The organism is Micromonospora sp. CMU55-4 (assembly GCF_011602315.1).
Lineage (GTDB): Bacteria > Actinomycetota > Actinomycetes > Mycobacteriales > Micromonosporaceae > Micromonospora > Micromonospora chalcea.
Map to the genome: position 1 here is coordinate 219,367 of NZ_JAAOLH010000009.1, position 19,820 is coordinate 239,186.

Here is a 19,820-nt window from a genome sequence, read left to right on the forward strand (position 1 = left end):
CATGTGGGTCAGCTCAGGCTGAAGAAGCCGCCCTCAGCGATCTTGGCCTTGTCCTCCGCGGTGACCTGGACGTTGGCCGGTGAGAGCAGGAACACCCGGTTGGTCACGCGCTCGATCGTACCGCGCAGGCCGAACGCGAGCCCGGCGGCGAAGTCGACAAGGCGGCGGGCGTCCGCCTCGTCCATCTCGGTGAGATTGATGATCACCGGGACGCCGTCCCGGAAGTGCTCGCCGATGGTCCGCGCCTCGCGGTAGGTGGTCGGGTGCAGCGTGGTGATCTGGTAGCGCTGCTCGTCCTCCGGCGCCAACCGCTCCCGCTCGCGCGGCTGGGCCTGCGGCGCGAGCGCGAGATTGTCCCGCGTGTGATAGGTCAGTGCGCCCGAGGTCTCGCCGGCGGAGGACCGGGTGATCGACCGGACGCTGGAGCGCTCGACCCGCTCCGGGCGCTCCACGTCGCCCCGGTCGGTGTCGACCGACCGGCTGGAGGCGCGCTCGGACAGCCGGCCCCGGTCGCTGAGGCGGGACCGCGTCGCCGGCGGCTCGTCGGCCTCGTCGTCGTCCTCGTCGGCGAACTCCTCGGCGTACCGGCTCGACCGGTAGCGCGACGAGTCCCGGTAGCCACCCTTGTCGTAGCCACCGTCCTCGTACGCCCGCTCGTCGTCCTCCTCGACCAGACCGAGCCAGACCCCCGCCTTGCGCAGTGCACCCATCCCCGCGCCCTTCCGTCCGCCGTGCGGCACGCGCCCCCGTGCCGTGTCGCTTGATCACGAGTGGACGATCATGCCCACCGGACCGGATCGGCAATCCCCTGACGTGCGGTTCGCGGTCCGCCCGTCACGGCCCCCGGCTACGGGGACGCCGTCCTGAACAACACTGATGTAATTTGCTTCCGTCGTGGTGAGGCTACCGCAGCGCAGGGCGCATTCCGAGCAACGCGCTGCCGACACGGACATGTGTCGCGCCGTGCCCGATCGCGCTTTCCAGGTCGCCGCTCATCCCCGCCGAGAGCACCGTGGCGCCCGGATGGTCGGCCCGTAGCGCCGCCGCCACCTCGGCCAGCCGGGCGAACGCCCGGTCCGGCTCCCAGCCCAGCGGCGCCACCGCCATCAGGCCGGCCAGCCGCAGGCCGTCCGCGCCGGCCACCGCCGCAGCGACCGGGTCGAGCCCGCGCTGCGGATCGGCGGCGCCCGGCAGTGCCCCGCCCCGGGCCGGGTCGCCGTCGATGCTCACCTGCACCAGCACGTCCAGCGGCCGGTCCCGGACCGCGCCCGCGGCGGCGTCCAGCGCGGCGGCCAGCCGGACGCTGTCCACCGACTGGACCACGTCGGCGTACCGGACCACCGACCGGGCCTTGTTGCGCTGCAACTGGCCGATGAAGTGCCAGCGCGGCGCGGCGCCGGCTTCGGCCACCGCCTCCGCCTTCGGCGCCGCCTCCTGGTCGCGGTTCTCCCCGACGTCGGTCACGCCCAGCGCGGCCAGCGCCACCACGTCCGACGCCGGGTACGTCTTGGTCACCGCGACCAGGGTGACCGCGTCCCGCTGCCGCCCGGCCGCCGCGCAGGCGTCGGCGATGCGGGCCCGGACCCGGGCCAGCCCGGCCGCCAGCTCGGCGCGCCGCTCGGGCCGCACCGCCGTCTGTGACTCCGTCATCGGCGCGGCTCAGGACCCGTTCTTGAGGAAGTCGGGCACGTCGACGTCGTCGAAGAGCACCCGCCGCGACGGCTGCTGCGGCGCCGGCATGGTGGCCGGCGGGCTCACCGGCGCGTTCGGCTGGGCCGGCGGGTTCTGGTTGCTCTTGCGCGGCGGCTCGACCGCCTTGTACGCGGGCGCGCCCCCGTCGAAGCCCGCCGCGATCACGGTGACCCGCACCTCGTCGCCGAGCGCGTCGTCGATGACCGCGCCGAAGATGATGTTCGCGTCCGGGTGGGCCGCGTCGGTGACCAACTGCGCCGCGTCGTTGATCTCGAACAGGCCGAGGTCCGACCCGCCGGCGATGGACAGCAGCACACCGCGCGCGCCGTCCATGCTCTGCTCCAGCAGCGGGCTGGAGATGGCCGCCTCGGCCGCCTCGACGGCGCGGTTCTCGCCCCGGGCGCTGCCGATGCCCATGAGCGCGCTGCCCGCGCCGCTCATCACGCTCTTCACGTCGGCGAAGTCCAGGTTGATCAGACCCGGCGTGGTGATCAGGTCGGTGATGCCCTGGACACCGGAGAGAAGCACCTGGTCCGCCGTGCGGAACGCGTCCATCATGGAGATGTTGCGGTCACCGAGCGCGAGCAGCCGGTCGTTCGGGATCACGATGAGCGTGTCGCACTGGTTGCGCAGCTCCTCGATGCCCGCCTCGGCCTGGACCTGCCGGCGCTTGCCCTCGAACGAGAACGGCCGGGTCACCACGCCGATGGTGAGCGCGCCGAGCTTGCGGGCGATGTTCGCCACGACCGGCGCGCCGCCGGTGCCGGTGCCGCCGCCCTCGCCGCAGGTCACGAACACCATGTCGGCGCCCTTGAGGACCTCTTCGATCTCGTCGCGGTGGTCCTCGGCGGCGTTCTTGCCGACGTCCGGGTTGGCGCCCGCGCCCAGTCCCCGGGTCAGCTCCCGGCCCACGTCGAGCTTGACGTCGGCGTCGCTCATCAGCAACGCCTGCGCGTCGGTGTTGATCGCGATGAACTCGACGCCCTTGAGCCCAACCTCGATCATCCGGTTGACGGCGTTGACTCCGCCGCCCCCGATGCCGACGACCTTGATGACCGCCAGGTAGTTGTGCGGAGGTGTCATCTCCGGTCCTTTCCCTTCGAGATTGGCATGGGCCGACCCCACACGGCTTGGCCGGATCAGCGGCCTCCGACGGCTGAACCCTCACCCTCTACTAGAGGCTTAGAGTTATGTCAACCACTGATCTCTTCGGGGCAACGTATGCGCCGCCGCGCCAGGAGCCAAGGACCTGTTCCGGCGTGTCGCGACCGAGCGACAGGGGACACAGCGTCCGCTCGCTGAGCCGCGGGTCACTCGAACGTGACCACGTCCGGCGCGCTGACGTCGATCCGGTCCGCCTTGCGGCTCAGCAACGCGGTCGCCACGGTGGACTTGTCCGCGCCCCGGGAGGCGTCGCCCCAGAACACCTGACGCTCGCCGCGCAGCTGCAACGTGATCCGGGCCAGGCCGGCCACGTCCACCGCGACCAGCTCCGCGCGCAGCTTCTCCCCCAGCGCGGCGAGCACCGCCAGCCCGGCCCGCGTACCCGGATCGTCCGGGCCCGGCCGGGCCACCTTGACCAGCGGCAACCCGTCCGGCGCCCGGTCCAGGCGCTGGAAGACCACGCCCGAGCCGTCCACCACCACGAACCCGTCGCCCTGCGGCACCGCCGCCACCGCGGTGCGCTCCCGCACCCGGATCACCAGCGTGCCCGGCCACTCCCGCTCGACCGTGGCGCTGGCCACCGGCGGCAGCGTGCCGACCCGGCGGGCGGTCGCGGCCAGGTCCACCCGGGCCAGCGGCTCGTTGTCCGGCACCGCCGCGGCGTCGCGGATCTGCACCGGCGTGACCAGCCGCGCGCCGACCACCCGTACCTCGCGTACGCCGAACAGGCCGGTGCCGAGCACCGTCCACGCCACCAGGCCCGCGACGGCGAGCACCGCGGCGGCGACCGCCCACGGCAGCGCGGCCCGCATCCGCCGCTGCCGGGCCCGGGCCATGAACCGGCGGGTCGACGGCGGCACGGCGTCCGCGTTGGCCCGCACGAGCTGCCAGCGCCGCACCGGGCTGCGCCGGCCACCTCCGCCGTCCGGGCCGGGGGTACGGCCGCGGGCCGGACCGGGACTCATCCGGCGGTGGCCGCCGCGCCGTCCGGGCCGACGCCGGCGTCCAGCCCCGTGCCGCCGGAGCGGGCCAGCAGGGCGTCGAGCAACTGGTCACCCATCAGCGAGATCGGCGGCGCGCCCATGGTCACCACCACGTCGCCGGCCCGGGCCCGGCGGGCCACCTCGGCCGGCACGTCGTCCCACGCCTCGACGAACACCTTGCGCTCGTCCGGCAGCGGCACGTCCTGGATCAGCGCGGCCGAGCCCTCGCCGGGGCGGCGCGTCTCGCCGGGGCCGAACACCTCCAGCAGCACCACCTCGTCGGCGATGCCGAGGGCGGCGGCGATCTCCGCCTGGTTGTCCCGGGTCCGGTAGAGCCGGTACGGCTGGAACACCACGATCAGCCGGCCGTCGCCGGCCACCTCGCGCAGCGTCTGCAGCGCCAACGTCATCGAGGTCGGGTGGTAGGCGTACTCGTCGTAGACCAGCACGCCGTCGGCGACGCCCTTGCGCTCGAAGCGGCGCCGCACGCCGGGGAACGCGCCGAGCGCGGCCTCCGCCGCCGGGACCGGCAGCTCCAGCAGGTACGCGGCGAGCACCGCGGCGGCGCTGTTGAGCGCCATGTGCCGCCCCGGTACGGGCAGCCGGAACTCGCCGAACGCCCGGCCCTCGATCTCGGCCTGGTAGCGCACCCCGTGCGCGGACGAGACGACGTCGCTCATCCGCAGGTCCGCGTCGGCGGACTCGCCGTACGTCCAGACCCGGCGGCCCTCGGCGCGCAGTGTCTCGGCCAGCCGCCGCCCGCCCGGGTCGTCGGCGCAGGTGACCACGAACCCCGCCGGGTCGGTGAGCCGGGCGAACTCGGCGAACGCCGCCTCCAGCGTGGCCAGGTCGCCGTAGGTGTTGAGGTGATCCGCCTCGATGTTCGTGATGATCGACACGAACGGGCGGTAGATGAGGAAGGAGCGGTCGCTCTCGTCCGCCTCGACCACGAAGTGCTCGCCGGTCCCGTGGTGCGCGCCGGAGCCGACCTCGGAGATCTCGCCGCCGATCACGAAGGACGGATCGGTGCCGGCCTGCTGGAGCACCATGGTGACCATCGAGGTGGTGGACGTCTTGCCGTGGGTGCCCGCGACCGCCACCGTACGGCGGCCGGTCATCGCCGCGGCGAGCGCCTCGGACCGGTGCAGCACCCGCAGGCCCCGCCGGCGCGCCTCCACCATCTCCAGGTGGTCCTGCGGGATCGCCGAGGAGTAGACGACCGTGTCCACGCCGTCGAGGTTGGACGCCTCGTGGGTGGAGTGGATGGTGCCGCCGAGCGCCCGCAGGCCGGCCAGCGACGGCCACTCCCGCAGCTCGCTGCCGGAGACCGGCAGACCCCGGGTGAGGAACAACCGGGCCAGCCCGGCCATCCCGACCCCGCCCACGCCGATCAGATGGATCCGGCCCAGGTCCTCCGCCGTCATGGTGCCGGCGGGCGTGAACTGCGCGGTGTTCATCAGACGTACCTTCCCGTCGCGGTTTCCCTCATCAGCGGGCCACCGCCTCGTAGACGAAGTTCAGCAGCGCCACGTCGCCGTCGCGGCGGCCGTAGCCGGCTGCCGCCTGGCTCATCGCCCAGAGCCGCTGCGGGTCCCGGATCAGCGGGATCACCGTCCGCTCCACCCAGGCCGGGGTCATCTCGGCGTCGTCGACCAGCAGACCGCCGCCCGCCTCCACCACCGGCAGCGCGTTGCGCTTCTGCTCCTGGTTGCTGTGCGGGTAGGGCACGTAGACGGTGGGCAGTCCGATCGCGGCCACCTCGGCGCAGGTCATCGCGCCGCCCCGGGCCAGCATCAGATCGGCGGCGGCGTAGCCCAGCTCCATCTCGGACAGGTACGGCAGCGTGACGTACGGCACCGGCAGGTCGGTGGGCACCGAGACCGGCTCGTTGCGGGCGCCGATGACGTGCAGCACCTGCACGCCGTTGCGGGCCAGCTCCTTCGCCGCGCCGGACACGGCCAGGTTGATCGAGCGGGCGCCCTGCGAGCCACCGGCGACGAACAGCACCGGCAGGTCGGGACGGAGTCCGAAGTGGGCGCGGGCGGCGTCACGCAGGGCGGCCCGGTCCAGCCCGGCGATGCCCCGGCGCAGCGGCACGCCCACCACCCGGGCGTCGCGCAGCGCCTCGGCCTGGGCCGGCTGGTGCGGGAAGCCCACCGCGACGTTCTTGGTGAACTTCATCCCGAGCCGGTTCGCCACGCCCGGCGGCACGTTCACCTCGTGGATGACGATCGGCAGCTCCCGCCGCCACGCGGCCAGGTAACCGGGCACCGAGACGTACCCGCCGAAGCCGACCACGGCGTCGGCCTGGACCTCGTCGATCACCTTGCCCGCGGCGCGGGCCGCCTTCCACATCCGGTCCGGGGTGCGCACCAGGCTCATGTTCACCGACCGGGGAAGCTGGTACGCCGGGATCTGCCGCAGGTCGTAGCCGGCCGGCGGGATCAGCTCGTTCTCCAGCCCCTTCGGTGTGCCCAGACAGGTGATCCGGACGCTCGGGTCGTGTCGGCGCAGGCAGTCGGCGAAGGCGAGCAGCGGGTAGATGTGCCCGCCCGTACCCCCTCCGCAGAGCACCACCGAACGCAGCGGACCCATCAGCGTCTCCTCTCGCTCGCCGCGCCGGTGCGCGCCCGGTCGGACCGGGCGCCGCGGGGCGCGGCCTGATCGTCCTGCCGCCGCTGCCGGGACCGGGGCACGGACCCTCGGTCGGCCGGCGGCGACGCCGGCTTGCGGCGCCGGCCGGGAAGCGGCGGCAACGGGGCCCACACTAGTCGGACCCATCGGGCGGGCGGACGGGCATGCAGCGCTCGCGCGGCGTCCGGCTCGGCGCGGGCGAACGAGGCGAGCATGCCGACCGCGGCGAGCGTCACCACCAGGGCGCTGCCGCCGTCGGAGATGAACGGCAGCGGTACGCCGGTCAGCGGCAGCAGCCCGGTCACGCCACCGATGTTGATGACCGCCTGGCCGACCAGCCAGGCGGTCACGCCGGCGGCGGCGAGCCGGCGGAACGGGTCCTCGACCCGGCGGGCGATGCGCAGCCCGGTGTACGCGAGCACGGCGAACAGCACCAGGATCACGGTGCAGCCGACCACGCCCAGTTCCTCCGCGACGATGGCGAAGATGAAGTCGTTGTGCGCCTCGGGGAGCCAGTTCCACTTCAGCGAGCTCTGGCCCAGGCCGACGCCGAACCAGCCGCCGTTGCCGATCGCGTAGCGGGCCTGCACGAGCTGGTAGCAGTTCGGCAGCTCCTGCTCGAAACACGTGCGCGGGGAGGGCGGGTCGAGCCACATGGTGAGGCGGCCGAGCCGGTAGTTGTCGGCGCCCCGGGAGCCGGAGCCGGCGCCCAGCGAGGCCGCGGCCACCAGCAGGCCGATGCCGGCCAGGCCGATCGCGGTGAGCGCGGCGAAGACCCGGGTCCGTACGCCCGCCGCCCAGAGCATGCCGACCACGAGCGCGAGCAGGCACAGCATGCTGCCCAGGTCGTTGTAGCCGACCAGCACGAACAGCAGGCCCACCACCGGGAACAGCGGCGTGGCCAGTTCCTTCCACCAGCCCAGCACCGCGCCCTTGCGGGCCAGCACGTGCGCCGCCCACAGCACCAGCGCGAACTTCGCCACCTCGACCGGTTGCAGCGAGATCGGGCCGAGCGAGAGTGAGAGGAGTTCGGCCCGCAACGGCCCGATCGACGTCACCCCGAACAGCGAGCCCATCGCGACGAGCAGGTTGAGCAGGAGCAGCAGCGCGACCGCCACCCCCAGCGCCGGGCGGCTGACCGCCCGGAACGTGCGCGCGGGCAGCCGCTGGCAGGCCCAGAACGCGCCGATGCCGATCACCGCGAACACGGCCTGCTTGGTCAGCGACGCGGACGCGTCGCCGCCCTCGGCGAAGTCCTTCACGCTGGTCGCGGAGAAGACCATGGTGAGGCCGATCAGCAGCAGCAGTCCGACGCTGGACAGCAGCAGGTAGTACGAGGCCAGCGGCCGGGCCAGCAGGCCACGCAGCGCGGCCAGCCCACCGGCCGGATCCCAGCGCGCCGCCGGCGGTTCGGCCGGAGGCGTGGCCGCCGGCGCACGGCGGGCCGGCGGGTCGCTGGTCACCTGGATGTCTCGTCCCTCCCCCACAGGCCCATCATTGCCGCTCGCCCCGCCCGCCCGTGGCGCAACCGCCCGGTCGGCGTGTCGGATCTGAAGGAAGGGCCCCTTATTAACAGACGTCTGTTAATAAGGGGCCCTTCCTTACACCTAGCTGACCGCGGCGAGGAACTCGCTGTAGAACAGGCCCAGCGCGATGGCCACGCCGATGCCGGCGATGATCCAGAACCGGACCACGATGTTGACCTCGCTCCAGCCGGCCAGCTCGAAGTGGTGCTGCAACGGCGACATCCGGAACACCCGCTTGCCGGTGGTACGGAACGAGATGATCTGGATGACCACCGACATCGTGATGATCACGAACAGGCCGCCCAGGATCGGCAGCAGCAGGATCGTGCGGGTGGACATCGCCATGCCGGCGATCAGGCCGCCCAGCCCGAGCGCGCCGGTGTCACCCATGAAGATCCGCGCCGGGGACGTGTTCCACCACAGGAAGCCCACGCAGGCGCCCGCCGCCGCGCCGGCGATCAGCGCGATCTCCAGCGGATCGCGCACGGTGTAGCAGTACGCCTCGGTGTAGTTCGGGTCGGCGCACCAGTGCCGGTACTGCCAGAACGCGATGAGCGCGTACGCCGCGAGCACCATCACCGAGGCGCCGGTGGCCAGGCCGTCCAGGCCGTCGGTGAGGTTGACGCCGTTGGTGGCGGCCATGACCACCATGATGATGACGATCACCGAGCCGATCTTGCCGATCTCCAGCGCCGGGATGTCCCGGATGAAGCTCAGCGTGGTGCTGGCCACCGTCTCGGTGTTCGTCGCGTTGCCGCCGGCGTCGGTCATGCTCGACGGGAAGTAGACCGCCACCGCGCCGAAGACCGCGCCGACCAGGATCTGCCCGGCCAGCTTGCCCCGCTTGTTGAGGCCGCCGCTGTGCCGCTTGCGCACCTTCAGGAAGTCGTCGATGAAGCCGACCGCGCCGGAGAACACCATCAGCCCCAGCAGCACCAGCGCCGTGATCGTCGGCTCGACCTGGGCGATCTGCGCGTCCGGCAGCGTGGTCAGGGCCAGGTGCCCGGCGACGTACGCGATGACAGTGGCCAGGATGAAGACCACGCCGCCCATCGTCGGCGTGCCCTTCTTGCCCTCGTTGCTGGCGAGCCCGAGGTTCGACCGGATCGGCTGGCCGGCCTTCAGCCGGGCGAACACCTTGATCGCGATCGGGGTGCAGAACAGCGAGATCAGGAACGCGACCCCGATGGCGACGATGACCGCCCTCATGCGGCGCCGCCCTCCGTCGCACCCTCGCGGGCGTCCGCGCGCAGCGCGTCGGCCACCTCCCAGGTCCGGTACCGGGAGCCCTTCACCAGCACCACGTCTCCCGGACGCAGCTCGCTCCGCAGCACCTCGACGGCCGCCGCCTGATCGCTGAGCAGCACCGACTCTCCTCCCCAATTGCCTACCGCTGTCGCGCCCTCGTGGATCGGCGCCGCCGGCTCGCCCACCACGAGCAGCCGGTCCACTCCCAGCTCGGCCGCGAGCCGGCCGACCTGCTGATGCCCCTGAAGTTCGAAGTCACCCAGCTCGGCCATGTAGCCGAGCACCGCGACCGTACGCCCCTCGCCGCGCATGCTGGCCAACGCCCGCAGCGCCACGCCGGTGGAGGCCGGGTTCGCGTTGTACGAGTCGTCGATCACGGTCACCCCGTCGGGGCGCTCGAAGACGTCCATCCGCCGGGTGGAGACCAGGCCCAGCTCGTTCAGCGCCGCCGCCAGGTCGGGCAGCGGCAGGCCCAGCTCCCGCCCGACCGCCGCCGCGGCGAGCGAGTTGGAAACCTGGTGCCGGCCGGTCAGCCCGAGCCGCACCGGCGCGCTCCCCTCCGGGGTGACAAGCGTGTACGAGGGCCGGCCCCGGCCGTCGAGCGTCACGTCCACGGCGCGCACGTCGGCGCGCTCCGACTCGCCGTACCGCACCACCCGGGCCTGCGTACGCGTCGACATCGCGTCCACCCGCGGGTCGTCGGCGTTGAGCACCGCCAGCCCGTCGGACGGCAGCGCCTCGACCAGCTCCCCCTTGGCCAGCGCGATGGCCTCCACCGAGCCGAACTCGCCCAGGTGCGCCACGCCGACGTTGAGCACCACCGAGATCCGGGGCGGCACCACGTCGCACAGGTACCGGACGTGCCCCACCCCGCGGGCGCCCTTCTCCATCACCAGGAAGCGGGTCTCCGGGGTGGCCTGCAGCGCCGTGTACGGGTGCCCCAGCTCGTTGTTGAACGAGCCGGGCGGGGCCACCGTCGGGCCGAGCCGGACCGCGACCTGGGCGATCAGGTCCTTGGTGGTGGTCTTGCCGGACGAGCCGGTCAGCCCGATCACGGTCAGGCCGGGCAGCCGGTCGACGACGGCGCGGGCCAGCCGGCCCATCGCGTCGAGCGCGTCGCCGACGAGCACCATCGGCACGCCCGGCACCTCCCGGGTGCCGAGCACCGCCACCGCGCCCGAGGAGATCGCGCCGGCCGCGTAGTCGTGGCCGTCCACCCGCTCGCCGGGGAAGGCCACGAACAGGCCGCCCCGGCTCACCTTGCGGGAGTCGAACTCGACGGTGCCGGTGACCCGGGCGTCCGGGTCGGCGCCGACGAGCCGGCCGTCGACGGCGGTGGCCACCTCGGCCAGCGTCAGCGGGATCACCGCTGACCCACCAGGTCACCGAAGCGGGCGCGCAGCGCCGCCGCCAGCTCCACCCGGTCGTCGAACGGCAGCACCTCGCCGCCGATCTCCTGGCCGCGTTCCTGGCCCTTGCCCAGCACCGCCACCACGTCACCCGGTTCGGCCACCCGGACCGCCTCCTCGATCGCCGCCCGCCGCCCGGGCACCTCGATGACGCGGGCCGGGGTCGCGGCGGCGTACGCGCCGGCCAGCACCTCGGCCCGGATCGCGGCCGGGTCCTCGGTCCGCGGGTTGTCGTCGGTCACCAGCACCACGTCGGCGCCGCGCGCGGCCACGCCGCCCATCACCGGCCGCTTGCCCCGGTCCCGGTCGCCGCCGGCGCCCAGCACGCAGATCAGCCGGCCGCCGGTCAGGTCGCGCAGCGCCGTCAGCACCGCCTCGATCGCGTTGGCCTTGTGCGCGTAGTCGACCACCCCGCGTACCGGGGCGTCGCCGCTGACCAGTTCCAGCCGCCCGGGCACGCCGCCGCAGGCGGCCACGCCGCGCGCCGCGGTCTCCGCGTCCACCCCGACGGCGACCAGGAGCGCGACGGCCAGCAGCGCGTTCGCCACGTTGTGCCGGCCGGGCAGCGCCACCCCGGTGGGCAGCGCGAGCCCGTCCGGCCCGTGCAGGGTGAAGCGCTGCGCGTACCCCTCGCCGTCGATGCCCTCGGCCCACCAGGTGGCGTCCGGGTCGCCGGCTGCCGAGTAGGTGACCGTGCCCGGCTTGTACAGCGGGCGCAGCGCCGGGTCGTCGTGGTTGAGCACCTCGACCCGGCAGCGGCCGTCGAACAGCCGGGCCTTGGCCGCGAAGTAGTCCGCCTCGTCGGCGTGGAAGTCCAGGTGGTCGGAGCCGAAGTTGGTGTAGCCGCCGACGTCGAAGCGGACGCCGCCGACGCGGCCCATCGCCAGGGCGTGGCTGGACACCTCCATGACCACGGTGTCCACCCCGTGCTCGCGGGCCACCGCGAGCATGGCGTGCAGGTCGGTGGCCTCCGGGGTGGTCCGGACGCTGTCGATCACCAGATCGCCGAGGCGGGTCTCCACGGTGCCGATCAGGCCGGTGACGCGCCCGGCGGCGCGCAGCCCGGACTCGACCAGGTAGCTGGTGGACGTCTTGCCGGCGGTGCCGGTCACGCCGATCACGGTCAGGCCGGCGGTCGGGTCGCCGTAGACCGTCGCGGCCACCTCGCCGAGCGCCTCGCGCGGGTCGTCGACGACGAGCACGGGCAGGCCGGCGCCGGCGGCCAGCGCCACGCCGGCCGGGTCGGTGAGCAGGGCCACCGCGCCCGCCTCGGCGGCGGCGGCGGCGAACTCCGCGCCGTGGCGCCGCGCGCCGGGCAGGGCCGCGTACAGGTCGCCGGGGCGGACCTCCTGGCTGGCGTGGGTCACGCCGGTGACAGCCACCTCGGCGGCCCCCTCCGGCGGGGTCACCGCCACGCGGGCGGCGAGGTCGCCGAGCCGTACGGGACGCACGGTGGCGGGACGTGGATTGCCGGGCACGGCGTCAGACCCTACCCGGTCGTCCGGTTCCGACCGCACAGCCGCCCCGGTGGTTCGTCGCCACTCACCGATGATGTCCCGCCGTCCCGGCTCAGCGCGGAAAGACCTCGAACTTCGGGGACTTGTTGGTCAGCGACGGAGGCACCCGGTAGTGGCGGAGAGTGAAGCCCATCATCTCCCGGAACGCGGGCGCGGCCACCGCGCCGCCACCGCCGCCGGGGCTCCACACGAAGACCGCCACCACGTACCGGGGGTTCTCCGCCGGGGCCATGCCGATGAACGAGCCGACCTCACCGGGCTGCTGCTTGCCGTTGTCGTAGCGCAGCCCGGTGCCGGTCTTGCCGGCCACCCGGTAGCCGGGCACAGCGGCGGCCAGCCCGGTGGCCTGCCCCTCCGGGCCGTCGACGGTGGTGACCGCCTCCATCATCCGGCGCAGCGCGGCCGCGTTCGCGGGGCTGAGCACGGACCGGGTGGTCGGCGTCGCGGCGGGGCTGCGTGTGCCGTCCGCGCCGATCGTCTCCTTGACCAGGTGCGGCTGCACGTACGTGCCGTTGTTGGCGATGGCCGCGTACGCGGCGGCCATCTGCAGCGGCGTGGCGTCCACGCTGTGCCCGATCGGCACCGACCCGTACGCCGAGCCGCTCCACTGGTCCGGCGGGAGCAGCCGGCCGGCCGCCTCACCCGGCATGCCCTCGCCTGTCACCTGGCCCAGCCCAAACCGCTTCTGGTAGTCGAAGAGCCGTTCCTTGCCCAGCTTCTCGCCGATCTCGATCGTGCCGACGTTCGACGAGAAGGCGAGCATGCCGGGGATGCTCATGGTGCGGCCGTCGACCGGGTGGGTGTCGCGGAAGGTAACCCCGCCCCGCTCGATGGTGTTGGCGACCGGGAACGCGGTGTCCGGGGTGATCACGCCCTCCTGGAGCGCCGCGCCGAACGTGATCGCCTTGTGGATCGAGCCCGGGTCGACCACGAACGTGGTGGCCGCGTCGTCCCGGTCCGACGGCGAGGTGACCTTGGTGGGGTTGGCCGCGTCGTACGTCGGCTGGCTGGCCTGGGCCAGCACCTCGCCGCTGGGGATCTCGATAATCACCGCGGCGCCGACGCTGCCCTTGACCTTCTCCGTCTGCTTCGCCAGGATCCGCTGGGTCATGAACTGCAGGTCCCGGTCGACAGTGAGTTGCAGCGAGCTGCCCGGCTTCGGCTGGGTGGTCCGGCTGTAGCCGCCCGGGATGGGCGCGGCCAGGTCACCCTGGCCCACCTCGTAGGTCCGCTTGCCGGCCTGTCCCCGCAGCACGTCGTCGTACCTGGCCTCCAGCCCCTCCAGGCCGTTCATGTCCTGGCCGACGAAGCCGAGCAGGTTCGCGGCCAGGTCCCCGCCGGGCACCTCGCGCCGCTCGTCCCGGTGCACGTTGATGCCGGCCAGGTCGAGTGCCATGATCCGCTTCGCGGTGCCGATCTCGACGCCCCGGGCCAGGTAGACGAACTGCAACGGGGTGTCGGTGCCGGGCAGGTTGCGCTCGCGCATCTTCTCGGCCAGGTCCGAGGCGGGCACGCCGAGCAACGGGGACAGCGCCCGTGCGGTGGCGGCGCGGTCCTTGACCCGGGTCGGGTCGGCGAACACGTACCGGGCCTCCACACTGTGCGCCAGCGGCTCACCGTTGCGGTCGAGGATCGCCCCGCGCGGGGCCGGCAGCTCGACCACGGCGAGCCGGTTGGGCAGGCCGCCGTCGGCGTACGCCGGGGTGTCGACGGTCTGGAGGTAGACCAGCCGCACGCCGATGCTGGCGAACAACGTCAGCGCCAGCAGCGTGCCGAGGCGCAGCCGCCGGCGCGGATCGCCCAGCCGCGGGGGCCGGCGCGGCTTGCGGACCGGTCGGCGCGGCTGGGCGGCGGGACGGCGCGGCTGGGACCGGCGGCGCGGCGGCGGCGCGTCCTCCTCGTCGTCGAACGGCTCCCGCACGGGCCGGGACGAGACGGTCCGCACCACGCCGGCCCGGCCGCCCGCGGCGGTGGCCCGGCGGCCGGTCCGGGCGCCGTCACCCGTGGGCTCGCGCGTGCCGGCACGCCCGGCCCGGCCGCCGTCGAGCACCTGCAACGCGGGCCGGAACGGGTCGCCGGACCGGGTGCTGCGGGGGGTACGCCGTTGCTCGGCGCCGCCGCCCTCGCGCACGGTCCGTCCGCGTGGGGTGTACGCCCGGGCGTCGGAGATCCCGCCGAGACCCGGCTCGCGCGGCTCCGACCCCCGCGACGATCCGCGCCGGGAGCCCGTGGCGTCCCGGCGCGGATCCTCCGATCTCGGCGGCACCGCTCAGCCTCCGTTGCCCTGCTGGCTGGTGACCGACGGGGCGCCCTGGGCGGGGTGCGGCACCCCGATGGTCTGCCCGTCCGGCAGCCGGATGTAGGCCGGGTCCTCGGACTCGACCAGGCCCAGCTTGCGGGCGTTGGCGGTCAGGTTGCCGGGCGCCTTCTGGTTGGCGATCTCCTTCTTGAGCTCCTGCTCGTCCACGTCGAGCTTGGCCTGCTGCTGCTGGAGCCTCTCCAGCTTGAAGGCGTTCTCATTGATCTTGGTGTTGACGGCCAGGATGCCCAGCACCCCACCGACCACGAGAACCAGGATCAGTGCGACGAAAGGCGCCCGGGGCACCCGGATCGGCGCCGGCGGGGCGACCCGCAGGCGCGGCGCCGGCGTGCCGGTGACCCGGGTCCGCTCGGCCGGCCGCAGAGCGGCGCTGCCCTGCGTCGGGAACTCGCGCGCCCCCCGGGCGCGAGTGTCCTCCCGGCGGTCGGTCGCCGTCGTGGCCCGCGTGGTGCGCTGCGCCGCGGTCCGGCCCCCCGACCGCGGTGCGCGCTGCCCGACGGCTCCCCGGCCGTCGCGCTTCTCGACGTTCATGTCCCCTCCCCCTCTTCGTCCGTCCCGATCCCGTCCCCCGGAGCCGACGCGGGGTCCGTCCCGGACCCCGGTGACCCCGTCCCCGGTTGGTGCATCGCCTTCACCCGGCGGCGGTACCGTTCGCGGTCGGTACGCCCCTGCCGGGCCGCCTCCAGGTCGAGCCGCTCCGCTGCCCGCAGCCGCACCGAGGCGGCGCGCGGGTTCGCGGCCACCTCCGCCTCCCCGGGCAGCTCGGCGCCCCGGCTCAACAGCCGGAACGTCGGGCCCGACCCGGGCAGTTCGACCGGGAGGTCGACCGGGCCCTTGCTGCGGACCCGGTCGGCGAGCGCGTGCTTGGTGAGCCGGTCCTCCAGCGAGTGGTAGGACAGGACCACCATGCGGCCGCCCACTGTGAGCTTGTCCAGAGCGGCCGGCAGCGCTGTCTCCAGCGCTGCCAGTTCTCTGTTTACCTCGATCCGTAAAGCCTGAAACGTTCTCTTTGCCGGGTGTCCGCCAGTTCGTCGGGCTGGCGCCGGAATGCTCTCCCGGACCAGCTCGGCCAGCCGGGCCGACGACGTGATCCGGGCCCGCTCCCGTTCCCGGATGATCGCCGAGGCGATCTTCCCGGCGAACTTCTCCTCGCCGTACACCCGCAGCAGGCGGGCCAGGTCCGGGTGGGAGTAGGTGTTGACCACCTCCTCGGCGGTCACCCCCCGGGTCTGGTCCATCCGCATGTCCAGCGGCGCGTCCTGCGCGTACGCGAACCCGCGGTCGGGCGCGTCCAGTTGCAGCGACGAGACGCCCAGGTCGAACAGCACCCCGTCGATCGCCGGGTAACCGAGCCGGTCGAGCACCTCGGGCAGCTCGTCGTAGACGGCGTGCTCCAGGTGGATCCGGTCGGCGAACCGGGCCAGGCGGACCCGCGCGTGGGCGAGCGCCTCGGTGTCCCGGTCCAGGCCGATCAGCACCGTGTCCGGATGCGCCGTGAGCACCGCCTCGGCGTGCCCGGCCAGGCCGAGCGTGGCGTCGACGTGGACGGTGCGGCCGGGCCGGCCCAGTGCGGGGGCCAGCAGCTCGAGACACCGCTCGAGCAGCACCGGCACGTGCGTGCCGCGTAGCTCCCCCATCTCGACCCCCACCCCGTTCGCCAACCGTTCCGTCACGTGTCCGTCGTCGCCACGACGCCTCGCCATACCGCCAGATCCCCATCCGCTCCCGCCCGCCGGAGGCCGCGGCCCTCCGTGTCGGATCGTGCGCCTGGCACCGGGGAAGGGGTGCCAGGAACTCGAAAGCGGCTGGAGATCTCGCAGTACGTCGGGCGCCGTCACGCCCTACAGACCGCCGGGCAGCACCCCCTCCTCGATGTCGGCGAAGTCGTCTTCGCTCTCCGCGAGGTAGGCCTCCCAGGCCGCCTTGTCCCAGATCTCCACCCGGGTGCTCGCTCCGATCACGACCAGATCCCGGTCCAGTGCCGCGTACGACCGCAGGTGGCCGGGTATGGTGACCCGCCCCTGCTTGTCCGGCACCTCGTCGTGCGCGCTGGCGAAGAAGACCCGGCTGTAGGCCCGGGCCGCCTTGCTCGTCATCGGCTGCGCGCGCAACTGGTCGGCGATCCGCTGGAACTCGGGCATCGGGAAGACGTAGAGGCAGCGCTCCTGCCCTTTGGTGATCACGACACCCCCCGCCAGTTCGTCCCGGAACTTCGCCGGCAGGATCAACCGGCCTTTGTCGTCCAGGCGCGGAGTGTGGGTGCCGAGGAACATCGGCCCAACCCCCTCGCCCTGAGCGGCGTTCGCGGCGCCGCTGACCCCCCGGGCCGGTGTGGCCCTCCCGGCCTCACCATCGCGCCCCACTCTACTCCACTTCCCTCCACCTGCAACCAGAATCGCCCGCGCGGCGTGGCGTTTCCGCGCGCAAAACCGCACGTCAACGCGGGTGGGGCGGAGTGGAGGGGGTGGGGCGCGCCCGGCACCGTCCGCTACCCGACATCGACCGACGCCGTCCGGCCCCGCGCGCTCCACCCGTCCGCCGGAACGTCCCCGGCCGAACGGTTCGCCGTCGGCGGCGATCTGGTGGAGGTGGCGGTCCGGTAACCTCGCTCGCGTGACGGACGCGAAGATGCCCTTGCGGGCAAAGGTGGCCAGCTCCGTGTCGCGCACCGCCGCGGCGCTGTCGCGGGCCGCGGGCCGTGGCGACGGCTCGGTGATCGGCGGCTGGATCGGCCTCAAGATCGACCCGGACCTGCTCGCCCACCTCTCGGCCGGGCGCGCCATCGCCCTGGTGTCCGGCACCAACGGCAAGACCACCACCACCCGGCTCACCACCGCCGCGGTCGGCGTGCTGGGCCGGGTCGCCACCAACTCCTTCGGCGCGAACATGCCCACCGGCCACACCTCGGCGCTCGCCAAGGCCGGCAGCACGCCGTACGCGGTGCTGGAGGTCGACGAGCACTACCTCGCCCAGGTGCTGGAGGCGACCGAGCCGCACGTGGTGGCGCTGCTCAACCTCTCCCGCGACCAGCTCGACCGCGCCAAGGAGGTCGCCATGATGGCGCAGCTCTGGCGCGCCGCCCTGGTCCGGCACCCGCGGGTACGGGTGGTCGCCAACGCCGACGACCCGATGGTGGTGTGGGCCGCCACCCCGCCGGCCGACCCGGCCCAGGGCCACGTGCCGCCGCACGTCACCTGGTTCAGCGCCGGGCAGCGCTGGCACGACGACTCCTGGGTCTGCCCCGAGTGCGGCTCCACCATCCAGCGCTCCGGCGAGCAGTGGTGGTGCACCGGCTGCCCGCTGCGCCGCCCCGAGCCGAACTGGACGGTCGAGGACGACGGCGTGCTCGACCCCACCGGCGCCTGGCACAAGATCCAGCTTCAGCTCCCCGGCAAGGTCAACCTCGGCAACGCGGCCACCGCCCTGGCCGTCGCCGCCGAGTTCGGCGTACGCCCGGTGGACGCGGTCTCCCGGCTCGGCACCGTCACCTCGGTGGCCGGGCGCTACGCCCAGGTGAACCGCGACGGGCGCAACATCCGGCTGCTGCTGGCGAAGAACCCGGCGAGCTGGCTGGAGGCGTTCGACATGGCCGACGTCGCGCCGACACTGCTGTCCATCAACGCCCGCGACCCCGACGGGCTGGACACGTCCTGGCTGTTCGACGTGGACTTCTCCCCGCTGACCGGCCGGCAGGTGCTGATCACCGGCGACCGGGCGTACGACCTGGCGGTGCGGCTCGAGGTCAACGGCGTGCCGTTCCAGCACGTCCGCAGCTTCGACGAGGCGGTCCGCGCGGTGCCGCCGGGCCGGCTGGAGGTCATCGCCAACTACACCGCCTTCCAGGACATCCGAGCGGAGCTGGACCGTGTCAACTGAGAGCCTGCGCATCGTCTGGATCTATCCCGACCTGCTGTCCACCTACGGCGACCGGGGCAACGCGCTGATCCTGGCCCGCCGGGCCCAGCTGCGCGGCATGCCGGTCGAGGTGCTGGAGGTCCGCTCCGACCAGCGGCTGCCCGCCACCGCCGACATCTACCTGCTCGGCGGCGGCGAGGACGGCCCGCAGGCGCTCGGCGCCCAGCGCCTGATCGCCGACGGCGGCCTGCACCGGGCGGTGGCCCAGGGCTCGGTGGTGTTCGGCGTCTGCGCCGGCTACCAGTTGCTCGGCACCTCCTTCTTCGCCAAGGGCACCCAGTGCGCCGGCCTGGAGCTGCTCGACCTCTCCTCCGACCGCGGCCCCACCCGGGCCGTCGGCGAGCTGGCCGGCGAGGTCGACCCGCGGCTGGGCATCCCGCACCTGTCCGGGTTCGAGAACCACGGCGGCCGTACCCACCTCGGCCCCGGCGTGTCCCCGCTGGCCCGGGTCACCACGGGCGTCGGCAACGACGGCGCCACCGAGGGCGCGTGGCGGGGCAAGCTGCTCGGCACCTACTCGCACGGCCCGGCGCTGGCGCGCAACCCCGACCTGGCCGACCTGCTGCTGCGCTGGGCGACCGGCATCCACCAGCTTCCGCCGCTCGACGACACCTGGGCCGACCGGCTCCGCTCCGAACGCCGCACCGCGGTGGCCGCCGCCCCGAGGCCGTGACCGACGCCGCCCGGCCGGGGCGGCGACCGGTGGCCCGCCGGCTCGCCGGGTTGCTGCGGCAGCCCTCGGCGCGCCGGTTCGGGCTGCTCCTGCTGCTGCTCGCCGGGTTCGGCGTGACGCTGCTGCTGGTGCCGCGGCCGGATCCGGCCGACCTGCCCCGGCTCGCCGACTCGCTCGGCGGCTACGGCCCGCCCGCGGCGGTTCTCGGCGGCGCGCTGCTGCTGGTGGCTCTGGTGCCGCGCACGTTCGTCACGCTGGCCGCGGGCGCGATCTTCGGCCCGGTGCAGGGCGCCGCGTACGCGCTCGGCGCGGCGCTGCTGGCGGCGGCCCTCGGCTTCACGGTGGGGCGGGTGCTCGGGCGCGACTTCGTCGCCGAGCGGGTACGCGGCCGGCTGGCCCGCCTCGACGGCTGGTTCGCCCGGCAGAGCGTCTTCGGCGTGATCACCGTCCGGCTGCTGCCGATCGCCGGGTTCGGCCTGGTCAGCTACGGCTACGGCACCACCGCCGCCCGGGTGGGGCCGTTCCTGGCCGGCAGCGTGATCGCCTCCGCCCCCACCGCCATCGGTTACGCGGCGATCGGCGCGGCGGTGACCACGCCCGGGTCGATCAACTGGTACGCGGCGGCGCCTGCGAGCCTCGGCCTGATCGCCAGTGTGCTGATCATCCACCGCTGGTGGCGGGCCGAACGGCGACGCCGCGCGACCTGACCGGCGGGTGGGCGTGTCCCGCGTGTGGACAC

Annotated in this window: 17 protein-coding genes; 3 read left to right on the top strand and 14 right to left on the bottom strand. The window is 73.9% G+C overall.

Annotated elements, in window-relative coordinates:
• Positions 1-8: 8 nt before the first annotated feature.
• The 14 genes from HA073_RS18020 to mraZ all read right to left on the bottom strand — a co-directional run bounded on the left by HA073_RS18020 (position 9) and on the right by mraZ (position 16,766).
• Positions 9-710 carry a cell division protein SepF gene (locus HA073_RS18020; RefSeq protein ID WP_166456903.1) on the bottom strand — a complete coding sequence of 234 codons (702 nt, stop codon included), beginning with the start codon at positions 708-710 and terminating at the stop codon, positions 9-11.
• Between the two features lie 193 nt (positions 711-903).
• Positions 904-1,650 carry a YggS family pyridoxal phosphate-dependent enzyme gene (locus tag HA073_RS18025; RefSeq protein ID WP_064445230.1) on the bottom strand — a complete coding sequence of 249 codons (747 nt, stop codon included), beginning with the start codon at positions 1,648-1,650 and terminating at the stop codon, positions 904-906.
• A 9-nt stretch (positions 1,651-1,659) separates the two neighbouring features.
• Complete coding sequence (gene ftsZ / locus HA073_RS18030) at positions 1,660-2,775, bottom strand: cell division protein FtsZ (RefSeq protein ID WP_030500246.1); 1,116 nt, start codon at positions 2,773-2,775, stop codon at positions 1,660-1,662.
• Positions 2,776-3,002: 227 nt separating this feature from the next.
• Positions 3,003-3,821, bottom strand: a complete 819-nt coding sequence (locus HA073_RS18035; protein ID WP_166456904.1) for a cell division protein FtsQ/DivIB — start codon at positions 3,819-3,821, stop codon at positions 3,003-3,005.
• Entirely contained in the window at positions 3,818-5,296 is a 1,479-nt protein-coding gene (gene murC / locus HA073_RS18040) for a UDP-N-acetylmuramate--L-alanine ligase (RefSeq protein WP_064445228.1), read from the bottom strand. The genes HA073_RS18035 and murC overlap by 4 nt, the downstream gene beginning before the upstream one ends.
• Positions 5,297-5,327: 31 nt before the next feature.
• The gene (murG, locus tag HA073_RS18045) at positions 5,328-6,434 is read right to left on the bottom strand and encodes an undecaprenyldiphospho-muramoylpentapeptide beta-N-acetylglucosaminyltransferase (protein WP_043329477.1); all 1,107 of its coding nucleotides are present in this window, start codon (positions 6,432-6,434) and stop codon (positions 5,328-5,330) included.
• Positions 6,434-7,849 (bottom strand): FtsW/RodA/SpoVE family cell cycle protein, encoded by a 1,416-nt coding sequence (locus tag HA073_RS18050; protein WP_176722845.1) that lies wholly within the window; start codon positions 7,847-7,849, stop codon positions 6,434-6,436. Before HA073_RS18050 ends, murG begins: the two co-directional genes overlap by 1 nt.
• A gap of 231 nt (positions 7,850-8,080) precedes the next feature.
• The gene (gene mraY, locus HA073_RS18055) at positions 8,081-9,208 is read right to left on the bottom strand and encodes a phospho-N-acetylmuramoyl-pentapeptide-transferase (protein WP_043329473.1); all 1,128 of its coding nucleotides are present in this window, start codon (positions 9,206-9,208) and stop codon (positions 8,081-8,083) included.
• Complete coding sequence (gene murF / locus HA073_RS18060; RefSeq protein WP_043329471.1) at positions 9,205-10,614, bottom strand: UDP-N-acetylmuramoyl-tripeptide--D-alanyl-D-alanine ligase; 1,410 nt, start codon at positions 10,612-10,614, stop codon at positions 9,205-9,207. The genes mraY and murF overlap by 4 nt, the downstream gene beginning before the upstream one ends.
• The gene (locus HA073_RS18065) at positions 10,611-12,173 is read right to left on the bottom strand and encodes a UDP-N-acetylmuramoyl-L-alanyl-D-glutamate--2,6-diaminopimelate ligase (RefSeq protein WP_187694459.1); all 1,563 of its coding nucleotides are present in this window, start codon (positions 12,171-12,173) and stop codon (positions 10,611-10,613) included. The genes murF and HA073_RS18065 overlap by 4 nt, the downstream gene beginning before the upstream one ends.
• A gap of 52 nt (positions 12,174-12,225) precedes the next feature.
• Positions 12,226-14,439, bottom strand: a complete 2,214-nt coding sequence (locus HA073_RS18070; protein ID WP_064445225.1) for a penicillin-binding protein 2 — start codon at positions 14,437-14,439, stop codon at positions 12,226-12,228.
• Positions 14,440-14,442: 3 nt separating this feature from the next.
• Positions 14,443-15,024, bottom strand: coding sequence for a hypothetical protein (locus HA073_RS18075; protein WP_043329466.1), 582 nt, complete (start codon positions 15,022-15,024; stop codon positions 14,443-14,445).
• Positions 15,021-16,130 carry a 16S rRNA (cytosine(1402)-N(4))-methyltransferase RsmH gene (gene rsmH, locus HA073_RS18080; protein ID WP_166456918.1) on the bottom strand — a complete coding sequence of 370 codons (1,110 nt, stop codon included), beginning with the start codon at positions 16,128-16,130 and terminating at the stop codon, positions 15,021-15,023. The genes HA073_RS18075 and rsmH overlap by 4 nt, the downstream gene beginning before the upstream one ends.
• Before the next feature lie 204 nt (positions 16,131-16,334).
• On the bottom strand, positions 16,335-16,766 hold the full coding sequence (gene mraZ, locus HA073_RS18085; protein WP_013287610.1) for a division/cell wall cluster transcriptional repressor MraZ: 432 nt from the start codon (positions 16,764-16,766) through the stop codon (positions 16,335-16,337).
• Between the two features lie 355 nt (positions 16,767-17,121).
• Between mraZ and HA073_RS18090 the strand changes: the two genes are divergently transcribed.
• Genes HA073_RS18090 through HA073_RS18100 form a run of 3 tightly spaced genes read left to right on the top strand, consistent with a single transcriptional unit; the run spans position 17,122 to position 19,788 of the window.
• Positions 17,122-18,369: a MurT ligase domain-containing protein gene (locus HA073_RS18090; RefSeq protein WP_064446416.1), complete on the top strand. Its 1,248-nt coding sequence runs from the start codon at positions 17,122-17,124 to the stop codon at positions 18,367-18,369.
• Positions 18,359-19,081, top strand: a complete 723-nt coding sequence (locus tag HA073_RS18095) for a type 1 glutamine amidotransferase (protein ID WP_043329464.1) — start codon at positions 18,359-18,361, stop codon at positions 19,079-19,081. The genes HA073_RS18090 and HA073_RS18095 overlap by 11 nt, the downstream gene beginning before the upstream one ends.
• Before the next feature lie 29 nt (positions 19,082-19,110).
• Positions 19,111-19,788 carry a TVP38/TMEM64 family protein gene (locus HA073_RS18100; RefSeq protein ID WP_369799370.1) on the top strand — a complete coding sequence of 226 codons (678 nt, stop codon included), beginning with the start codon at positions 19,111-19,113 and terminating at the stop codon, positions 19,786-19,788.
• Positions 19,789-19,820: the final 32 nt, after the last annotated feature.

What these genes read in the sequence shown, in the direction of transcription:
- murC (WP_064445228.1), bottom strand. Translation starts at nt 5,296, where the DNA reads ATGAACACCGCGCAGTTCACGCCCGCCGGCACCATGACGGCGGAGGAC.
- rsmH (WP_166456918.1), bottom strand. Translation starts at nt 16,130, where the DNA reads ATGGGGGAGCTACGCGGCACGCACGTGCCGGTGCTGCTCGAGCGGTGT.
- ftsZ (WP_030500246.1), bottom strand. Translation starts at nt 2,775, where the DNA reads ATGACACCTCCGCACAACTACCTGGCGGTCATCAAGGTCGTCGGCATC.
- HA073_RS18025 (WP_064445230.1), bottom strand. Translation starts at nt 1,650, where the DNA reads ATGACGGAGTCACAGACGGCGGTGCGGCCCGAGCGGCGCGCCGAGCTG.
- HA073_RS18020 (WP_166456903.1), bottom strand. Translation starts at nt 710, where the DNA reads ATGGGTGCACTGCGCAAGGCGGGGGTCTGGCTCGGTCTGGTCGAGGAG.
- mraY (WP_043329473.1), bottom strand. Translation starts at nt 9,208, where the DNA reads ATGAGGGCGGTCATCGTCGCCATCGGGGTCGCGTTCCTGATCTCGCTG.
- HA073_RS18075 (WP_043329466.1), bottom strand. Translation starts at nt 15,024, where the DNA reads ATGAACGTCGAGAAGCGCGACGGCCGGGGAGCCGTCGGGCAGCGCGCA.
- HA073_RS18035 (WP_166456904.1), bottom strand. Translation starts at nt 3,821, where the DNA reads ATGAGTCCCGGTCCGGCCCGCGGCCGTACCCCCGGCCCGGACGGCGGA.
- HA073_RS18090 (WP_064446416.1), top strand. Translation starts at nt 17,122, where the DNA reads ATGCCCTTGCGGGCAAAGGTGGCCAGCTCCGTGTCGCGCACCGCCGCG.
- mraZ (WP_013287610.1), bottom strand. Translation starts at nt 16,766, where the DNA reads ATGTTCCTCGGCACCCACACTCCGCGCCTGGACGACAAAGGCCGGTTG.
- murG (WP_043329477.1), bottom strand. Translation starts at nt 6,434, where the DNA reads ATGGGTCCGCTGCGTTCGGTGGTGCTCTGCGGAGGGGGTACGGGCGGG.